The organism is Cytobacillus sp. FSL R5-0569 (genome assembly GCF_038007265.1).
In the GTDB taxonomy this organism is placed as follows: domain Bacteria; phylum Bacillota; class Bacilli; order Bacillales; family Cytobacillaceae; genus Cytobacillus; species Cytobacillus kochii.
Genome location: NZ_JBBOWW010000001.1, coordinates 483,097 through 501,333, shown reverse-complemented (window position 1 = coordinate 501,333; position 18,237 = coordinate 483,097). Strand labels below are relative to the sequence as shown.

The 18,237-nt window shown below is 38.5% G+C and carries 16 protein-coding genes and 1 riboswitch; of the genes, 1 reads left to right on the top strand and 15 read right to left on the bottom strand.

The features are described from left to right. Window positions 1–211 precede the first annotated feature (211 nt). The 4 genes from mgtE to MKX78_RS02675 form a co-directional block, all read right to left on the bottom strand. Entirely contained in the window at window positions 212–1,582 is a 1,371-nt protein-coding gene (mgtE, locus tag MKX78_RS02690) for a magnesium transporter (RefSeq protein ID WP_095370766.1), read from the bottom strand. Window positions 1,583–1,824: 242 nt separating this feature from the next. Further along, window positions 1,825–1,989: riboswitch (M-box (ykoK) riboswitch) on the bottom strand. Between the two features lie 96 nt (window positions 1,990–2,085). Next, window positions 2,086–3,513, bottom strand: coding sequence for an aldehyde dehydrogenase family protein (locus MKX78_RS02685; RefSeq protein ID WP_341049646.1), 1,428 nt, complete (start codon window positions 3,511–3,513; stop codon window positions 2,086–2,088). A gap of 362 nt (window positions 3,514–3,875) precedes the next feature. Continuing rightward, complete coding sequence (locus MKX78_RS02680) at window positions 3,876–4,895, bottom strand: DUF3231 family protein (protein ID WP_307318764.1); 1,020 nt, start codon at window positions 4,893–4,895, stop codon at window positions 3,876–3,878. A gap of 117 nt (window positions 4,896–5,012) precedes the next feature. Further along, window positions 5,013–6,389, bottom strand: a complete 1,377-nt coding sequence (locus MKX78_RS02675) for a UDP-N-acetylmuramoyl-tripeptide--D-alanyl-D-alanine ligase (RefSeq protein WP_341049643.1) — start codon at window positions 6,387–6,389, stop codon at window positions 5,013–5,015. A 173-nt stretch (window positions 6,390–6,562) separates the two neighbouring features. Here MKX78_RS02675 and MKX78_RS02670 point away from each other — a divergent pair, with 173 nt between their 5' ends. Continuing rightward, complete coding sequence (locus tag MKX78_RS02670) at window positions 6,563–6,970, top strand: NUDIX hydrolase (protein WP_095370770.1); 408 nt, start codon at window positions 6,563–6,565, stop codon at window positions 6,968–6,970. Window positions 6,971–6,995: 25 nt separating this feature from the next. Here MKX78_RS02670 and MKX78_RS02665 read toward each other — a convergent pair whose 3' ends face one another. From MKX78_RS02665 to MKX78_RS02615, 11 genes are all read right to left on the bottom strand, one after another. Further along, a complete protein-coding gene (locus MKX78_RS02665; RefSeq protein WP_340977647.1) occupies window positions 6,996–8,261 on the bottom strand; it encodes an MFS transporter in 1,266 nt (421 codons plus the stop codon). A 70-nt stretch (window positions 8,262–8,331) separates the two neighbouring features. After that, a complete protein-coding gene (locus tag MKX78_RS02660) occupies window positions 8,332–8,955 on the bottom strand; it encodes a TetR/AcrR family transcriptional regulator (protein WP_340977645.1) in 624 nt (207 codons plus the stop codon). 86 nt (window positions 8,956–9,041) lie between these two features. Beyond that, window positions 9,042–9,914 (bottom strand): acyltransferase, encoded by an 873-nt coding sequence (locus tag MKX78_RS02655; RefSeq protein ID WP_095370772.1) that lies wholly within the window; start codon window positions 9,912–9,914, stop codon window positions 9,042–9,044. Between the two features lie 282 nt (window positions 9,915–10,196). Further along, window positions 10,197–10,988 carry a 2-keto-4-pentenoate hydratase gene (locus tag MKX78_RS02650; RefSeq protein WP_340977643.1) on the bottom strand — a complete coding sequence of 264 codons (792 nt, stop codon included), beginning with the start codon at window positions 10,986–10,988 and terminating at the stop codon, window positions 10,197–10,199. A gap of 92 nt (window positions 10,989–11,080) precedes the next feature. After that, entirely contained in the window at window positions 11,081–11,935 is an 855-nt protein-coding gene (locus MKX78_RS02645) for an alpha/beta fold hydrolase (protein ID WP_095370773.1), read from the bottom strand. Window positions 11,936–11,949: 14 nt separating this feature from the next. Further along, a complete protein-coding gene (locus tag MKX78_RS02640; RefSeq protein ID WP_322910512.1) occupies window positions 11,950–12,885 on the bottom strand; it encodes a DODA-type extradiol aromatic ring-opening family dioxygenase in 936 nt (311 codons plus the stop codon). Window positions 12,886–12,947: 62 nt separating this feature from the next. After that, complete coding sequence (locus tag MKX78_RS02635) at window positions 12,948–14,357, bottom strand: PucR family transcriptional regulator (protein ID WP_340977639.1); 1,410 nt, start codon at window positions 14,355–14,357, stop codon at window positions 12,948–12,950. Window positions 14,358–14,567: 210 nt separating this feature from the next. Further along, window positions 14,568–15,446 (bottom strand): 3-(cis-5,6-dihydroxycyclohexa-1,3-dien-1-yl)propanoate dehydrogenase, encoded by an 879-nt coding sequence (hcaB, locus tag MKX78_RS02630; RefSeq protein ID WP_341049641.1) that lies wholly within the window; start codon window positions 15,444–15,446, stop codon window positions 14,568–14,570. 29 nt (window positions 15,447–15,475) lie between these two features. Next, complete coding sequence (locus MKX78_RS02625) at window positions 15,476–15,835, bottom strand: non-heme iron oxygenase ferredoxin subunit (RefSeq protein ID WP_095370776.1); 360 nt, start codon at window positions 15,833–15,835, stop codon at window positions 15,476–15,478. A gap of 194 nt (window positions 15,836–16,029) precedes the next feature. After that, window positions 16,030–16,590, bottom strand: coding sequence for an aromatic-ring-hydroxylating dioxygenase subunit beta (locus MKX78_RS02620; RefSeq protein WP_263624426.1), 561 nt, complete (start codon window positions 16,588–16,590; stop codon window positions 16,030–16,032). Window positions 16,591–16,625: 35 nt separating this feature from the next. Beyond that, on the bottom strand, window positions 16,626–17,978 hold the full coding sequence (locus MKX78_RS02615) for an aromatic ring-hydroxylating dioxygenase subunit alpha (RefSeq protein ID WP_289432755.1): 1,353 nt from the start codon (window positions 17,976–17,978) through the stop codon (window positions 16,626–16,628). Window positions 17,979–18,237 lie beyond the last annotated feature (259 nt).

Below are 18,237 nucleotides of genomic sequence, written 5' to 3'. Positions count from 1 at the left end.
CATTCTGCAAATCTTGACTCATTTAAGGAATAAACGCTCCAAAAATCGGTACTCTCAACAAATCCTGGCTCGTTGCGAATTTACTGTCACACGCCAAGAATGATACAAAGTTATCTTTCCCCGATTTCCTAATTATCTTTCTCCGCTTGCTTTGTATTGTATTTTCCCCATAAAAAAACACCTCCATTCTTAAATGGAAGTGTTGGTTCTTTCATATAATTTTGTCCATCATGGTCGTTGCAATAGAGAAATAAATCAGTAGGCTAAGAATATCATTTAATGTAGTAATAAAAGGGCCGGATGCGATGGCTGGATCAATTTTTAAGCGGTTGATAATGAGCGGAACAACTGCTCCAATCACTGCGGCCATACTTAATGCCAAAAATAGTGACGCACCAACGATAAAAGCAAGCAGCCAATTTCCTTGGTAGAATAGACCAATAATACCTGTTAATACGATCATACATACGACACCGAGCATCAAACCAGTACCCAATTCCCTTTTCACTATTTGCCATACACCGTTTTTCTCTACTGATCCAGTGGCTAATCCACGGACTGCAACAGCTAATGATTGTGTCCCTGTGTTACCTGCCGTTCCCATAATCAATGGCATAAATGCAGCGAGGATGACAATTTGCTGTAATGTTTCTTCAAAGCGACCGATGATGTTAGCGGTAATCATACCGAAAAACATCAATAAAACAATCCAAGGTGCACGCTTTTTTGCGGCACTAAAAGCCGTTAAGTTTAAATCTGTCGCCCCTTTAGAAGCAGCAAATTCTCCAAAATCATCATCTGTCTCTTCTTCTAGTACATCGATAACATCATCGACTGTAATAATACCGACAAGCTTTCCTTCTTTCCCAATGACAGGAACCGCTAGAAAATCATATTCTTTAATCAAACGTGCCACTTTTTCTTGATCTTCATTGACCGGTACAGAAACCACTTGTGTGCTCATAATATCATCAATGATTTGATCAGGCTGTGCAATAATTAAATCTCTTAATGAAACAACCCCAGCAAGACGCTCCTCTATATCGACGACGTATAAATAGTAAATCGTCTCAGCAGCCATTGCCGTTTCTCTTAGTTCTTCAATGACTTGGGCGGCAGTGGACTCAACTGAAATGCGAATGAATTCTTTCGTCATAATGGCACCGGCCGTTCTCGGTGCATAAGTCATCAGCTCGATGACTTTATTGGCTTCTTCTTGATCCATGGATTGAAGGATATCATCTGCATTTTCTACTTCCATTTCAAGCAAGAAATCGGCAACGTCATCAGCGGACATATAATTAAACATCGCGACAGCATATTGAAAGCCTATATGAGTGAAAACCTCAGATTGATCCTCTAAGTCTAGCCCTTGGAAAATATCAGAGAACTCTTCGGGTGTCAGAAAAAGTAGCAATTGTTTTTGTAATGGCAGTTCCATTTCTTTAAACACTTCTACTTGGTCCGTCGGATGCAATTCAAGGAATGTCTCACGAAACATTTTTAAGTTGCGTTCAGTGATATATTTTAATACTTGTTTTTGGTAATCTTTTTTTTGTTTTAATTTTAATAATTGGTTCATTTCGACTCCTCCATTTCTGAAGAAGAGCCTATTTATTCTGTATAAGATGAGTGGTGCAGAACAAATACCCTCCTCTTTTCTCCCTATTGATCAATTCCTGTTTACTCGACCTCGGATTGGGAATACTATCCATCCCGCACCACCTCCTTGTTTTTTTAAAATGAAAAAGCACCTCCAACTAACCGTGGAGGTGCATAAAATGCATAGAAAATACAACATGTACGTGTATTGTACAAGCAGTAATTACCCCTCCATTCGTAGAGCTTTAGCACTGTACAGCATAGGTAAATACCAGCTACATTAAAAACCACCTTATGTCGATGGTTCCTGTTGACCCATTGGCGTCTTTGGACATTTTTGGGCAGTAGCATATCTCTATACAGGAGCCTCACCTAACGAGGATTCATATGGATTGCCATGTTCACTTTACATCTAGTGTTACATTCTGTCAACACCTTTAGAAAAATTAATAAAGGTCCCCGGTACAAGGGAACCTATTAGATTTAAGCATAGTAGCCGATGATGGATTTAGGTTCTAAAAATTCTTCGATACCAAAGTCTCCCCATTCACGTCCAATGCCTGATTGTTTAAAGCCGCCAAACGGTGCTGAGAAATCAGTTTTTGAATTATTGACTTGGATTTGTCCAGCGCGAATGCCTTTGGCCACTTTTTGTAATGTGTTACGATCGCCACCGTAAACGTATCCAGCTAATCCATAAATGGTATCATTAGCGATTTCGATTGCTTCATCCAAGTTATCGTATGTGAGGATACTCATTACTGGTCCAAAGATTTCTTCTTGGGCAATCGTCATATCGTTTTTCACATTTGTAAAAGCAGTGATTTTCGTATAATAACCTTTCTCCAGTCCTTCTGGTTTTCCAGGACCACCGGCAATTAATTCTGCTCCTTCTTCTGATCCTTTTTTAATATACGATTGTACCCTTTCCCATTGATCTGCATCGACAAGAGGACCCACTTGAACATCTTGACTTGTTGGATCACCGACTGGGAAGTTTTCAATCACTTCTTTTACAGCCTCAACGAATTCATCATGCATTCCTTTTGGAATGAGTGTTCTTGTTGCCGCTGTACAAACTTGACCTGTATTTCCTGCGACGAGCGCAACGGCTGTTTTTGCCGCTCCTTTAATGTCTGCATCATCTAACACGATAAGTGGTGATTTTCCACCTAACTCAAGAGAAACTTTCTTGATAGTTGAAGCTGCGTTTTCCATAATTTTTTGTCCGACTTCACCAGATCCTGTAAAGGATACGAAGTCAATATCAGGATGTGAACTAATGCCATTACCGATTGTTGAACCTGAACCTGTTACTAGGTTAAAGACACCTTTTGGCAAACCTGCCGCTTCAAAGATTTCCGCTAAAATCATCGCTGCAAATGGTGTATTAGATGCTGGTTTAAGCACTACGGTACTACCAGCAGCAAACGCACTTGCCAGTTTAGTAGAGGTTTGATTCGTAGGGAAGTTCCATGGTGTTATGAGTCCTGCTACACCAATCGCTTCCTTGCGAACTAATGTGTTGCCTCGTTCTTCTTCAAATTTGAACGTCTTTAATTCCTCTACCGCTTGTCTAAAGTGTTGTAAACCCATTTGATAATGGACTTTATTGCTTCGCTTAACAGGAGAGCCTAGTTCTTCTGTAATCACTTCTATAATATCGTCTTTACGTTTTTCATATTCTTGACAAATTCGCTCAAGTAACTCAATTCTTTCTTCTACTGATGTTTGAGAGAATGATGGAAATGCAGCTTTGGCCGCTGCCACTGCTTTATCTAAATCTTCTTCTGTTCCTGAACTAATTTTTCCCATTACTTCTTCTGTTGCTGGATTAATGACATCAATGGTTTTAGATCCCGTTGATGTGACCCATTCGCCATTAATATAGTGCTTAGTATAATTTCGCATAAGTATAATCAAGCTCCTTTAGGGATATTATTGATTCTACTTAACCCATTCCCTTTCTCCCCTTTATTAAACATGTCACATTCGTCATTTATTACCAACTTTTCATCTGTATAACATTTATTCTTTAGGAAAAGATAGGGCTACGTGCTCGTCACGTAATATCGGTGTGGAGGGATGGACGTTGGAATTTATTGCTCATTTGATTCATCTAATCCAAAGATGGTTAGTGAAATTAAACTACTCTATCTACAAGAGATCTAATCGCCTCCTAAGAATAAATAGAGCTAGGTCAATGGCGTAAAGTAGACGTTCTACCAATCACGGATAGTAAAAAGGTAAGCATCTTCACGATGCTTACCTTACTAATGTTTTTCTTTATTTTTGGCTAATGTTTCTTTATCTAATGTTCCAGGTGGTTGTTCAAGATAACCCAATTCCACCATTAAATTCCCTATATCCTTTGCATACTGACCCACTTCCATAGCTAAACGTTCATAATTGATGATCAGGTCATGCCTTTGACTTGCTGCAGCACCCGTCGCATAGTTTCCACTCCCGGCAGCTGTTAACATCCCTAATTGAAAAAGGATTAATTTATCCGAGAATACTTCGGCAGTTGAATTGGTAATACTAACATCTCCATCAATTGGTGCTTGAAGACCATTGTTAATCAAAGTAACAGCAAATAATTCCACATGTTTTTCTGAAATATCTTTGCCTTGTATACATATCTTTTGTACTTCTTTTCTTGGTGACATTTGGGCAAAGCTTGTAGCTAATTTTAGCCCAACAACATTATTGAAAAAATTAAGATGAAGATGAGAGATTTCCACAGCATTCAACGCCCTTTTGTCTGCAAACGGATTTAATCCTTTGAAATAACTTTTATCATCCACCATATCAATTTCTTTTGGATAAGGAATAACAGGCGATCGTACAAATACACCTTTATTGATTTGGATTTCTGAACTTTGCTCAAATAAATCAGCTGTCGCAAAAAGTGTCTTATTAAAAAGCTTCCTTATATCTTTTCTTGCACTTAAGGCAAGAAAGCCACTATAACTAAGCATGCCAGCTTTAGCCATATGATGAATGTAGGTTAACATAAAAATATCTGTATACACTTTCGGGGCATGAATATTTACATCCTCAGCAGTAAACCCTTTTGGAATGGGTATTTTCTCTTGTTGAAAGATACTTTTCAATTTTGCTATATGGTCTTCTGAAATCTGACAAGCAGTTTGTACTAGTTGAGATATCATCTTATCCTCAACGGTTTCTCGCAAATAACTTAAAAACTGAACGGACATCGTATTCTGCATATAAGATGTCCATAAAGACGCTAACTCCGAAGAAGAAAGGTTAATCTTTTCTTCTGTCATGCGTGCACTTCCCTTCACAATATTCTGACCTTACTATTTGTTATTGAAAGGAGAATTATACCAAATAGGAAAATAAAAAAGCAGCTCACATAAATTTTAAGTGAGCTGCTTTTAAACTTAGATTAAGTTTTTCACTACTTCTTCTAATTTCATCTCCCTGGAGCCCTTAAATAGAATGAGGGCTTCTTTCTTCACGATTTTATTAATAAATTGGACGATTTCCGATTTTGTATAAGGAGACACCACTTTGTCTTCCCCCATCATTTGTTTCGCTTCTTTAGCAATTGCAGAGGCTAATATTCCATATGTGACGACAAAATCAATTTCATTCGGGTCAATTGCCTTTGCCATTTGTTTATGGAGAGTTTCAGCACTATCACCTAGCTCTAGCATATCTCCTAGTACTAATATTTTCTGATGATAGCCCTCCATTTCCTGTACTGTTTCAATCGCAGCTTGTACAGAGTTAGGACTCGCATTCCAAGCATCATTAATAATGGTGTATCCTTTTTTTGTTTGAATTGTTTCCATTCGCATGGCAGTCAAATCTAAGTTCTTCAATCCAGCGATAATGTTTTCAGGTGTCACTCCCAATTCAAGAGCGACAGCTACCGCTGCTAACGTATTTTTCACATTATGTTTACCAATGATCGATACTTTTAGATCTTTAAATAACTGCTCTCCTGCGATATCAAACTCAAGATATTTTTTATATTCTTTTACTTTTTCATAGTAGTAATTATTCGTTACCTCATGACCGAATGTTTTAACACGCATGGGTAAATCAACATTGGCTAACGCCTGCTTTAAGTGAGCATCATCGCCATAGTATATAAATAAGCCGCCATCTCTTAAACCATCAATAATTTCCAGTTTAGCATTAGCGATATTTTCTTCTGAACCTAGTGTCGCAATATGTGCCAAACCAACCATCGTAATAACTACAACATCAGGCTGAGCAATGGTTGACAGACGATGAATTTGTCCCTTTTCACTCATACCCATTTCTAGAACAAGGACCTCTGTCTCTTCTTCGACATCAAGAATGGTAAGAGGCAACCCGATTTGGCTGTTTAAATTCCCTTTTGTCTTATGGACTTTATATGTCGTCTGTAAGATGGACTTAACCATATCCTTTGTTGTTGTTTTTCCATTACTCCCCGTTACACCGACAACCTTCATATTTAATTGCTCACGATAAGCAGTTGCCAATTCTTGTAATGCTAGAAGTGGATCATCAACGTAAATCACAGGTACGCCTTCGGGTGGATGCTTATGCCCCTTCTTCCAAAGGGTTGCAGTAGCCCCCCGATCGAAAGCCGTATTTACATAGTTATGACCATCATCAATTCTCATAATAGGAATAAATAAATTCCCCTTATGTAATGTTCTTGTATCTATCGAAACCCCGTCAATACGGATATCAGCGTACTCTTCTTGCAGACCTGAACCATTTAACATATCTTGAATTTCAACTAAACTTCGCTTTATCATCCTAAATCCTCCACAATGATTACTTACATCAAATTGTAGACCTTTTTGCAGAAAAAGAAAACTCTTTAGTAAGGTAAAGCTGAAATGTTTTAATAGATTTAACTTTTAGAAAAAAACTCATCCATTCATGATAATATGGAATAAATTATCTAAAAAATACAAGGGGAGATTTTATGGCTACACCTAAACATATTGTCTCAGCAGCAACGATTGTTTTAAACGATCATAATGAAATCCTACTCATAAAAGGGCCACTAAGAGGTTGGGAAATGCCTGGTGGACAAGTAGAAGAAGGTGAATCCATCACAGAGGCAGCCATCCGCGAAACAAAAGAAGAATCTGGAATCGACGTAGAGATCCTACGCTTCTGTGGCATCTTCCAGAACGTAGAAAAATCCATCTGTAACACCTTATTCCTTGCCAAACCTACCGGCGGAGAACTAACCACAAGCTCAGAAAGCTTAGCAGTTGGCTACTTCCCTATTGACCAGGCATTACAAATGATTGAATGGCAAAACTACAGGCAACGGGTCGAGTATTGTTTGGATGAAGGTAGGCACCCTTTTTTTGTCGATTTTTAAACATATTGCTTTTTAACCTAACCTACTATCTAGAGACTGATTTTAGGTTAGTTATATTTGTTTCTTCTTGTTCCTTTGCTATGCTTACTAACCGCGCAAACAAAATAAAACTCACCCCGCCCATTAGACCAATTGCACCAGTAATAACAAGAGGCGGAACCCATTCACTTACAATGACAACGACACCTGCAGCACTGACACCTAAGAAAATGGCAACACCATACAGCGACATGTAAGTACTTCTCGCATGATCAGGCACACTATTAGCGAGCAAGGCCTGCTGCATCGGGATATACATCATCTCACCAATAGATGCAAGAAACATAGCAACAATAAGCAGCATGGGAATGGTTGTAAAGCTAAGTACCGTATAACCGGTGAAAAATAGCAAAAGTCCAACCAAAAATGTCACACGTTCCTTCCACTTTTTTATGACTGTGATAACAACGAACGTAAGCGCAACAACAAGTAAAGTATTTTCTGCCTTCAAAAATCCTAGTAGATTCACACCATCTACTTCCATAGGAATGGCGGTAATGATCTGTACTGGATTTGGGAGCTGTTCTTTTAAACGAATACCAATATAATTCGTTAATTGTTCCTCCACAGCTACAATTAATATACTAGCAAGAATAAATATGATAAAAAATTTATGATTTAATATATTTAAATACTCTTTATACACTTGAATCGTTTGACTACTTTTTTGCCGCTGCACGTTAGGTTGATAGGTTTCTTTAATAAACACCTTTGTCATCAAAATAGAAAGGAAGGACACAAGAGCTGCACTAAGGAGTAATAAGACAAGGTGGGAAAAAAAGAAGAAAGCGCCGACCATACTACCAATAGCAATCCCTAAATTTCGAACCCAATAGGCATAAGTGTAAATGATTTTTCTTTCTTCAGGGGAACTCACATCAATGATTAATGCTTGATAGGCTGGATTGACGACACCTGTGCTAAATTGAATGATTATAAAAAATAGAAAAGTGATGTAAGGATAGGCACCAACGGATGTATTGGCAACTGCAGCACCTATATACCCTATAAATACAAACAGTTCTGCAAGCAATATTACCTTCCTTCTCCCTACTCTGTCTGAAGTAAATCCACCTAATAAGGAGCCTAAAACACTTGCCAACATCACACATAGAAATAGAACACCTGTCACGGCCTTCCCAACTTCCTCAGCAAAATAAATAATGATATAAGGTAAAATCGCCATTGTTGAAATAGATGAAATGAATTGTAACAGTAATCTAATACGGATGGCTGGGTGCAGATTTTTCATACATATTCCTCCTCTTTTTAATGATTGATTAATCAATCATTGTTGAAACGAATGAGAAGACTTCCCTAAACTAAGAAAGTCCTTTATCTGTTACTTTTTCAGTTGGTGCAAAAAGATTTAGTGCAGTGACAGCATATTGTTCCCACACATCACTATAGCGATTATCAGTCGAATTTAAACGAACGCCTATTAAGAGACTCGTATACAATGTGGCAACAATAAGCGGATCTTGTTTTTTAAACACCCCTATTTGCTGCCCGTTTTGTACCAATTGTCCGACCTTCACACGAAATACATCATGGAACTCATCTAATTCCTTAAACACATCAGCATACCGTTCATGCTGTCCCACAACTTGTACAACCAATTGCAAATAACGGTTCATTTCTGCAAATGCTCTAAAATGCTCTCTTAACATCTGTTTTGTTTCCAATAAAGGATCAGCAGACGTCTCATCAAAAAATAAAACGCGCTCCTTCAATTCCGCTAATGGTTCAACAACAACGGTATAAAACAATGCTTCCTTATCTTTAAAATAAGTAAACACACTACCAAAACTAACATTGGCAGCAACAGAAACCTTCTTAATTGTCGTACCCTCATACCCTTCAGTCGCAAATAACCCCATAGCCGCTTCTAAAATCTTCTTTTTCCGGAGCTCCATATTTTGAATTTGTTTTTCCGATAATGGCATTTGAACACCTTCTTGAAATGATTGATTAATCAATCATCAATTATTTTATAATTATATTATACCAATTACCAACTTATGTGAAGTAATTATTCTCCTTTTGAAAATATCCCTTTAAGTAATGGCTCTTTCTGTTTCGATTTCACAGGAGTATAAAAGCGATTTTTAGGAGTATTTTCTAAGTAAGGCAATAAGATATTTACTTTCTCATCACAGTTAGCAGCATCAATTAATTGCTTTTCAATAACCTTCATAGGTTCCTTTATACTTCCATCTTCGCTATAAATGAACCGATCATCGGCAAATTGCTCTGCGGCTTCCGTTTCATTTTCTGTATACGCATGTACAGATGGGCGAGCCCAAAACACATCATTGCGCACAATTCGAGCCGGACTTCCCGCTGCTGACACATTGGATGGTAATGATTTTGTCACAAGTGATTTTGCTCCAAGAATAGAACCAGACCCAATATTAACACCTTTTAATATCATCACATCTTGTCCAATCCAAATATGATCACCTAAATAAACGCTTTTAGTTGGATTGATGCGCTTTTTCGTTGCTGCATCATAAATCAAATGTGGATCTGCTAACCTTACAACCACACCTGTGGAAAACATATTATCATGACCAATGAAAAGATTCTTTTGCTCTGAAAGAATAAATCTAGCACTCCCATTAAAAGAATAATTGCGCCCAATAAAGAAGGCACTATTATTCCATACTGAAACATTAAATGTCGCACGTCGATTGGATTTACCAATAATGACAACTGAATGATTGCCATTAAAATGAATATTCGTATTTTTAAATTTGGCGCCACGTTCAACAATTAATGTATTGCCCTCTCCGACAAACTTCACCTTCGAATGATCAAATGCAATTTCCTCTTCTTTCATCCCTATTAATTGGATTTCATTATTTGAAGTTGGTTTTTTAAATATATCTGTGATGGTTTCCATTATTTACACACCTACTTTTATTAGCATTAAAACGCATTTATTATACAAAAGAATCTATTCATCATACGCATTTTAATCCTAACTTAACGACTTTGTATTTAAGATACTTTAATTTTTACATCACCTGTAATAATCACGTATAAAACGTAACCTAAAATGGTTATTTATTCCTTTATTATGAACAAAAGAACCATATCCATTCTATTAAAGTGCAAAAAACCCTTATGGAGTAATCAGACTGATACTTCATAAGGGTGCATAATAGATTATTTGTATGTACCTTTAACGAAAAACAATTTCCACCTTTCCTAGCTTACTGAATTCCGCAGTAAACACATCTCCTTTTTGCGCAACGACTGCTGCGGATAAGGCACCTGATAAAATTACTTCTCCCGCTTTTAAAACAACATCATATTCAAATAACTTATTCGCTAACCATGCTACACATGCAGCTGGATGGCCTAAGACATCTGCACCTGTTCCCTTATTCGATAATTCACCATTTTTATAAAGGCTCATTTCGATTTTATTTAGCTCCAAACCACTAACATTAAATTTCTCATCTCCTAATACATAAAGCCCACAAGATGCATTATCAGAAACAGTGTCTTCTAATTTGATTTCCCAATTGTGAATACGGCTATCTACAATTTCTAATGAAGGAATAATATATTCAGTTGCGGATAAAACTTCCTCGGCTGTCACATGTGGGCCTTTTAAATCCTTATTAAGTACAAATGCAATTTCCCCTTCAACTTTTGGTTCGAAAAGTGAATCGATATCGATTGATCCCTTGTTGGGTATGCTCATACTATCTAATAAGTGACCGTAATCAGGTTGATCGACTCCTAAAAGTTCTTGCATCGCAAAGGATGTTAAACCAATCTTTTTACCAACAACTTTATGACCGTCTTTCACTTTCTGTTCAATTGCTCTTAGTTGGACTTGATATGCATCGTGAATAGTTAGGTTAGGATATTGATTAGTTAGTGGCTTAATCGCTGTTTTCGTTTGTTCAGCATGAAGTAAATGCTCGTATATTTGCTGTATACTAATCGTCTTTTGATTACTCAAATGATTAAACTCCCTTTCTTGTGAATATCAAAAAAACTTTGATAGTACATTTTTACACTTGTACTATCAAAGTCAGGTAAGACAATACAAACTTACTTCACAGGTATTTTGCTAAAAAAGTCAATAATGACCTTATTGAACGCATCAACCTTTTCCCATTGCGGCCAATGGCCCGCGTCGTTAATAACGATTAATTCACTTCCGGGTATCATCTCTTGAATCGGCATAGCTTCCTCAACAGTTGAAGTTGGGTCATGGTCGGTCCATGCTAATAAGGTTGGCACATCAATCTTTCCACACCAAGAGGGGTCCCAGCTATATTTTTGTCTAAATTCTATTTCTTGTAAGGCGACAATATGATCAACTGCCTTTTGATAGGATGGTTGGGTATAGATGTTGTATCGTGCCTCTATCAGCTCATCCGTCACTTGACTCTTATCATACATTAGCCATTCAAGCCGCGTTTTCACATTTTCATAGTTTGCTTCTAGCACCGCCTTAACGGTAGATTCCTTCAGTTTTTTCATCACTTCAGCTTTGTTATTCACATTTCCAGGCGTATTTAATACTAAAGCTTTAGCAATGCCAGGGTGATGGGCTGCAAACCAGGCTGCAACCCATCCGCCTAGGGATTCACCAGATAAATAGACTTCCCTCAAATCTAAAGCTTGAATCACTCCTAATAGATGATCACTATAGCTATCAATTCCATATGGGTGGTTAGGCTTCTCCGTGTATCCATGCCCAAGCATATCAATACAAATGACGCGGAAGTGCTCACTTAATCCTCTAATATTCCGAGCATAGGCTTCTATATGACCACCTGTACCATGAAGCAAAATAAGTGGTTCACCAGTTCCTGCTTCTAGCACTCTCGTTCTTATTCCATTAGCATCGACATAATAATTTTTAAAAGCTAAATCGGCTAAATCATTCCAAATTGTCATCTGAACATCCTCCTTTATACTTTATGGAACTTAACAACACCCATTCCTGTCACCCACTCAGGGATGGGTTCATAACAGGCAACCTCTGGTTCAAACTCTTGCAAAATTCCAAGCAGCACAAGCCAATTATGTATCTCCTGGCCGCCATTTCCCCCATTTTCTTCTATATAATCTGGAGACCATTGTCTAAGTGCCTGATAATCTTTCTCTCTAATGTTTCGTAAAAATTTACGATCCCACTCTTCATTGACCGGTCCAGATTTCAAGCTTGTCACACGTGTTTTACGCGTATTTAAATATTCATCCAGCTCTTCAATCTGCTGACGACCATTTGTCAGAACTTTAATTAGCTCTTGATCCTCAGGTTTTTCACTATCAATCTTCGGAATCGGCACCCAATGAGAAATGCCGCCTGATGCCACAATCGCTACTTTTTTATCACTTTCCCATGTTTCAATTGCCTCACGAACCACTTCTCCGACTTGGAAGCACCGATCCATTGTCGGAAGTGGAGGGGCAGCTGTATTCACCGCAATCGGCACAACTGGAATATTTAAATCATCGTTTAAAAAGTGGACTGCTTGCGTATGACCATGATCCACTTTCATTCTCATGGAAAAAGCAAAGTCTACATTATTACCCAATCCTGTATCAAGTACATGCTTCGCTAACTCTTTCTCGACTGGAATTTGATATTCAGGAATTTCCCAATCTCCCCATCCTTCACAGCGATCAACTCCAATCGTGAAGGAGGGCATGTGATCATAAAAGTAACTATTAAAGTGATCATCAGATATAAGCACAATCACATCTGTCCCCATATCCTTAAGCCATTGTTTCATCTCAGTAACGGTATTTAGAAAGCGTTGTCCTTTTTCACCACCGCCAGCTTCATTTGTCATGATCATTGGGCTATGTGACATTGCTACTCCTGCTACTATTTCAGCCATAACTCCCACCTCTTATGTTTTACTGTTCATATCACGGCAGGCACATATCAACCCGCCAATGATTATTCAAAATGTAGATCTCCTAAAATAATGCTTGCCTGCAATGCTAAGAAAAGCTGACTACTTGTTTGGAGATCATTAATATCTGCTTCTAAAATTTTTCCGATTTTTTGTATACGATAACGTAAACCACCTAGTGATAAATTCATGATTTTTGCTGTTTTACACATATTTTGTCCATTTTTAATATAGATGTATAATGTTTTGGTAAGTTCTGATTCTTTCCCGCGATCGTACTCAACTAACTTTGACAACATCTTGTTACAGAAATGTCGGATATCTTCATTTTTGCCTGTACGAAATAATATCCCTACAGCACCCAAATCATCGAAGTACATGATGTCTTTTTGTTGATTATTCACATTCAATGAAATGAGTGCTTCATTGTATAGAATAGGAATATCTTCAAGCGATGTTGCTTTTGAACTTATGCCTATTTTAAAAGGATTTTGAGGATATTTCTCTTTAAGAAAATGAAGTAATTTCCGTATAAATTCATCGACGTTTATAAAATGCTTCGAGAACATATCTATAGGTAACAAAGCGGCAATGTTTTGTGCACCCTCCGATATGAGAATATTCAGATTACGTTCCATAAAATATCTTGAGAAAACTTCAATCAGATTCATTGCACCAATTGGTTCCTTTTCACTCGGATAAAAATCTGCATCCACTTTTAAAACGAGAAATTGATACTCTTTCCCTAAATCTACGCCAATATGTCTTGCCCTTTTGAACAACACGACAGGATTTAGACGATTATGAATCATGTCTTCTAACAGTCCACCTTTAATGTTTAACCTAAGCTCTGTATCTAAAATGGACTCCTTATTGTAGTTACTTACTGACCCAACCAAATGCATTTGTTTCATTTTCAACCAATCGAGTTCAGTAAAAGAAGGCTTAATAAAGGAGCAATATCCTACCACCTTCCCCTTTGAAATCATCGGTGCTATTAATCTCTTATGTTGATTAGATTGCTCCATTTCGACTACTTGCTGATTGTCTATCAGTTCATTCAATTTCGTCTGCATAGCTTTATTCTGATTGTTTTTCACAATGGTCTTTAATTGATTACTATATTGTTTAGCCAGTTCTGCATCTAACCCGACTGAATATAGGTAATTAAATCCTAAATCTTCAAGAATAATAGGATTATTGGTAAGTTGATAACATACATCAGCCAATCGTGCTTCGCCAACACCATTTAGGAAGTGTCCAATGGCTTCATTATTAAAATCTACAGCAGCTTGTAAATGATTTTTTTCTGTTAACACTCTATCTAAGCAATTCAAAAGCATTTGTGGCAATCCTGATTCGAATTCCTTCTCCGTGTAGTTAAAGTTGCCAAAATTTGAAGACATTTGTACAAATGCCTCTAAAGCTTCAGGATAATGAACCTTATTTTGCAATATACTCACCCACTTAAGAAAGTTACTAGTTGAATTAGTTACCCGAAAAATTAGTATTTTACAATTATTCTACTTCTTTTGGAAGTATCTGTCGATTAATGACTAGTGAGCCTAAGCAAAACAGGTAAAACACTATAGTCAAATAACTTAGCTAAGTTGGGGTTTCTATTGCTCTGAGCCCACCAATGATCCGCTTACTCGAACGTTCATTTATAATCCTTCAAAAGCTTTAACCTTTAATTTCTCCAACAGACCCTCACTACCTGTTTTTCTACGAATCCCGCGTATTCCCCAACCCCCATCAAAATTCAATACAGTGCCTGTAGCGGGAATATTGTCATCTCGAGAGGCAAAAAACACATAAGAACCTGCATAATCTTCTCCTTGCAAAATACGGCCGACTGGAGATGCTGCTGCGATATTCTCTTTACCTGCTTCCAAATCTTCGTCCTCATACCATTCCTTATACATGCTTGTGACAGAGCGGCTATCCATTTCTAATGAAGCAGGTCCTCTTAAATCTGTCATGGCACCGCCAATCGCAATTCCATTCACACGAACATAAGGAGCCAACTCAAAGGCCAACTGGCGGATTAACCCAACCACCGCATGTTTTGTGGAAGTGTAAAGCGGTCCTCCACCATTTGTATAAAACCCAGCATTGGAAACAGTAAAGATCATATTCCCTCTAGTTTCAGCCAGTTGTGGAAGACAGGCTTTAGCTGCTAATAAATATCCCTTCACATTGACATGAAATAATTCATCAAATGCTTGATCTAATTTATCTTCTGGAAGATCGACAAGTGCCATATTGTAATCCCAAATGCCTACATTTGCAATGAGGGTGTCAATTTTGCCAAAATGTTCGCTACACTGATTGACCGCTGACTTCAAATCACTCAGCTGTCGAACATCTCCAACAATGCCCATGACATCATTCCCAAATGTCTGCTCAAGCTCTTTTAGACGATCCACTGACTTATCAAATATTGCTACCTTCGCACCTTCAGACACAAAACGTTCTACAATCGCCCGGCCAACACCGGACGCTCCGCCTGTGATAAAGGCCACTTCATTTGTCAATTTCATCATTGTAGCTCCCCACTCGTGAAAATAAGTCAACCATCCATTACTTTGCTCTTACTTTGTTCTGCTTCAAAGTAACCATCCTCAAATGCCACAAATACATCCTCCCCCTCAACCTTTACCGGATATTTCTTCAAAGGTTTCCAAGGTGGAGCCATCTTTACTGCCCCCGTATGAGCGCAAAACTTCCCCATATGCAGTGAACAAACGATGACATCTCCATCTAAATAACCGCCCTCGGACAGTGACCATTTGGCATGAGAACAGCGATCCTGTGTGGCAAGTACTTTACCATTCACATTAAACACTGCTACAGCCGTATCCCCTTCCACTACTTTTAATCCCTCATCATCTGGTAAATCAGACAAGGTGCAAACCTTTGTATATTTCATTCCATACATCCCCTTTCCTTGTTAATCATGTTTTTAGAAAAGCGCAAGGCGCCCGTAATCGCCGACAAGCATAAGATGAGCCGGCGGAAAGGTTGTTCCTTAACCTTTCCTGCGGATTGGCTTAGGCCATAGAGCCGATGGCGCCTGGAGCTAGATCTGAAAACCCACTAAAAAATTTTATACTTTCTTATATGTCAAAAAAAGACAGATAAGTTATTTGACAAAAGTGTACTCTGATCGATTAAAATCGTGCGGCGGGCTATTTTAAAACCTAATCCTCCCTCTGAACGTCTCAGCACATCCCTGCGCTCTCCTGGAAATATATCTGCCTGGTTTTCAGAACGATTACGATACACGATAAAGGATGACACGACTTCATACGTGTTCGGCTCCTCCGTCTCATTAATCATCACATTCGAAATGAGATGCCTTGTGCGCGATACTGGATTCTCTGCCCAGTTCACCCCAGATACTCTTGCCCGAATACGTCCGCGCATCGTTTCATAAGTATCGTCGTAATGCCCACCTTGTCCTATAGCCGTATACTCCTGAGCCATTTCTCTACCTAAACGGTTCATGCGAATCGGCATCCAATAATGAATATCTTTATCCATTAACCCTAACCACGCCTCAAACTCCGAATGGTCTAGTAGCTGTGCTTCCTTGTAATAAAACTGTTCAATTTCATGCTGCAGTTCCAAACTTGGGCTACTGTCTGCCCATTTAAACGGCTTAACCAGCTCTTTTACTTCCATCCTCTTTCACCCTCCTTTGTTTGACTAAACACTACTCACTTAACAGTTGCGGTTGTGGCCGGCTGCGGTCTCAATGTATCCCAACTTGACTCAGACATCATACGGACCCAATGAGAATAAAACCCTCTCGCCACATCTTCTGAAAATACATAGGATGTTTGACCAGGAAATTCCGGATTATTTTTCCCTTGTACATTTAACCCCATTTGCATAGCTAGTGGAGCTGTTTTTGACTTATAGCCACGAAGAGCGTTTTGAATCTCCACCCAGTTCTCTCCATCATCTTGCTCATATACACCACCGGCACTGAATGTGCGGACATTTTGTCTAGCCAGTTCATCCTTAATTTCCTGCGGTGCATCTTTATCAACAATGACAAATGCCCAGACTTCAATTTGATTCGGACCTTTTGGATGCCATGTGCGGACAGTATTCATTCCATAAGGAAGGAATGAACAGTTCGGGAAGATTGTCATATGACTTGCACCCATTCTGTGATAAGGCATTTTAGATTCTAATCGCTCTTTTGCCTTTTCAAATGCCGGACCTTCACTATAATACTTATCTACTAATGGACCGACACGCACCGAACCTCTTGCTGTATCAAGATAGAATCCACAACCATGACCGCCCCATTCAGAAAGAAACTGGTGACCTTTCATATGTGGTTGAAAAACAGACAAATCTTGATCTTCCGGCAACCCTGCTACTACTGCTGCCAAATGAGAAGTTGTAGCCGCATGGTACATATCACCTGCAAATTGCTCTGCCGCAAACTTCCAATTACAAGGAATCACCCACTTTTGCATCGTACCAATAACCTCTGTACCTGCCTCAGAGCGGTCCAGCATCGTATCCATATATGGTGTGGCATCACTTAAATATGTCAACAAATCCGGTGCCTCTGGGTCCCAATTGGCAAATACTAATCCTTTATATATCTCCACACGCGCCTGCAACGGCCCCCAATCTTCTTTCTTAAAATCAGAAGGAAACGCCTCTTCTTCAAATGGCACATTCACTAATTTGCCAGCTGTGTCATATGCCCAACCATGATACGTACAAGTGAACGCCTTCGCATTCCCACAATCAGCCCGGCAAATCCTCATCCCCCGATGTCGACACTGATTATGAAACACCTTAATACTGCCATCCCTCTGACGTACCATCACAACAGGATCTTCTCCCATATAAGTAGTTAAATAATCTCCCTTCTTAGGCACATGACTCTCATGACCAAGAAGCAACCACGAGCGACCAAAAACCCGCTCCAATTCCAACTCATATAACTCCTGATCCGTATAAATACGTGGATCGATTTTCCCCTGCTCTGCATCCACTAGTGAATGAATCGATTCTGATGTCCAATTTCCATTATTAAAACTCATAAACTAGAACCACCCTTTCCATTAAACTCCTAAATGAAATCGCTTTCTTAAACTAAGTTTAAAATCTTTTCCAACGAAAAAATACAACAATAATTGCTTTTTATGACTGTGTTTTCTGAATGTTTTGTATGTAATTTTATACAGAAAATCCCATTTGAAGATATATAACGAAGGATTGATGTAGGATAATAAAGGGTTATTATTAAAAGCACCATTTTTTTATGTATGTGATAAGAGAAGTTCATCTCAAATATTGATG

What these genes read in the sequence shown, in the direction of transcription:
- mgtE (WP_095370766.1), bottom strand. Translation starts at nt 1,582, where the DNA reads ATGAACCAATTATTAAAATTAAAACAAAAAAAAGATTACCAAAAACAA.
- MKX78_RS02685 (WP_341049646.1), bottom strand. Translation starts at nt 3,513, where the DNA reads ATGCGAAATTATACTAAGCACTATATTAATGGCGAATGGGTCACATCA.
- MKX78_RS02680 (WP_307318764.1), bottom strand. Translation starts at nt 4,895, where the DNA reads ATGACAGAAGAAAAGATTAACCTTTCTTCTTCGGAGTTAGCGTCTTTA.
- MKX78_RS02675 (WP_341049643.1), bottom strand. Translation starts at nt 6,389, where the DNA reads ATGATAAAGCGAAGTTTAGTTGAAATTCAAGATATGTTAAATGGTTCA.
- MKX78_RS02670 (WP_095370770.1), top strand. Translation starts at nt 6,563, where the DNA reads ATGGCTACACCTAAACATATTGTCTCAGCAGCAACGATTGTTTTAAAC.
- MKX78_RS02665 (WP_340977647.1), bottom strand. Translation starts at nt 8,261, where the DNA reads ATGAAAAATCTGCACCCAGCCATCCGTATTAGATTACTGTTACAATTC.
- MKX78_RS02660 (WP_340977645.1), bottom strand. Translation starts at nt 8,955, where the DNA reads ATGCCATTATCGGAAAAACAAATTCAAAATATGGAGCTCCGGAAAAAG.
- MKX78_RS02655 (WP_095370772.1), bottom strand. Translation starts at nt 9,914, where the DNA reads ATGGAAACCATCACAGATATATTTAAAAAACCAACTTCAAATAATGAA.
- MKX78_RS02645 (WP_095370773.1), bottom strand. Translation starts at nt 11,935, where the DNA reads ATGACAATTTGGAATGATTTAGCCGATTTAGCTTTTAAAAATTATTAT.
- MKX78_RS02640 (WP_322910512.1), bottom strand. Translation starts at nt 12,885, where the DNA reads ATGGCTGAAATAGTAGCAGGAGTAGCAATGTCACATAGCCCAATGATC.
- hcaB (WP_341049641.1), bottom strand. Translation starts at nt 15,446, where the DNA reads ATGAAATTGACAAATGAAGTGGCCTTTATCACAGGCGGAGCGTCCGGT.
- MKX78_RS02625 (WP_095370776.1), bottom strand. Translation starts at nt 15,835, where the DNA reads ATGAAATATACAAAGGTTTGCACCTTGTCTGATTTACCAGATGATGAG.
- MKX78_RS02620 (WP_263624426.1), bottom strand. Translation starts at nt 16,590, where the DNA reads ATGGAAGTAAAAGAGCTGGTTAAGCCGTTTAAATGGGCAGACAGTAGC.
- MKX78_RS02615 (WP_289432755.1), bottom strand. Translation starts at nt 17,978, where the DNA reads ATGAGTTTTAATAATGGAAATTGGACATCAGAATCGATTCATTCACTA.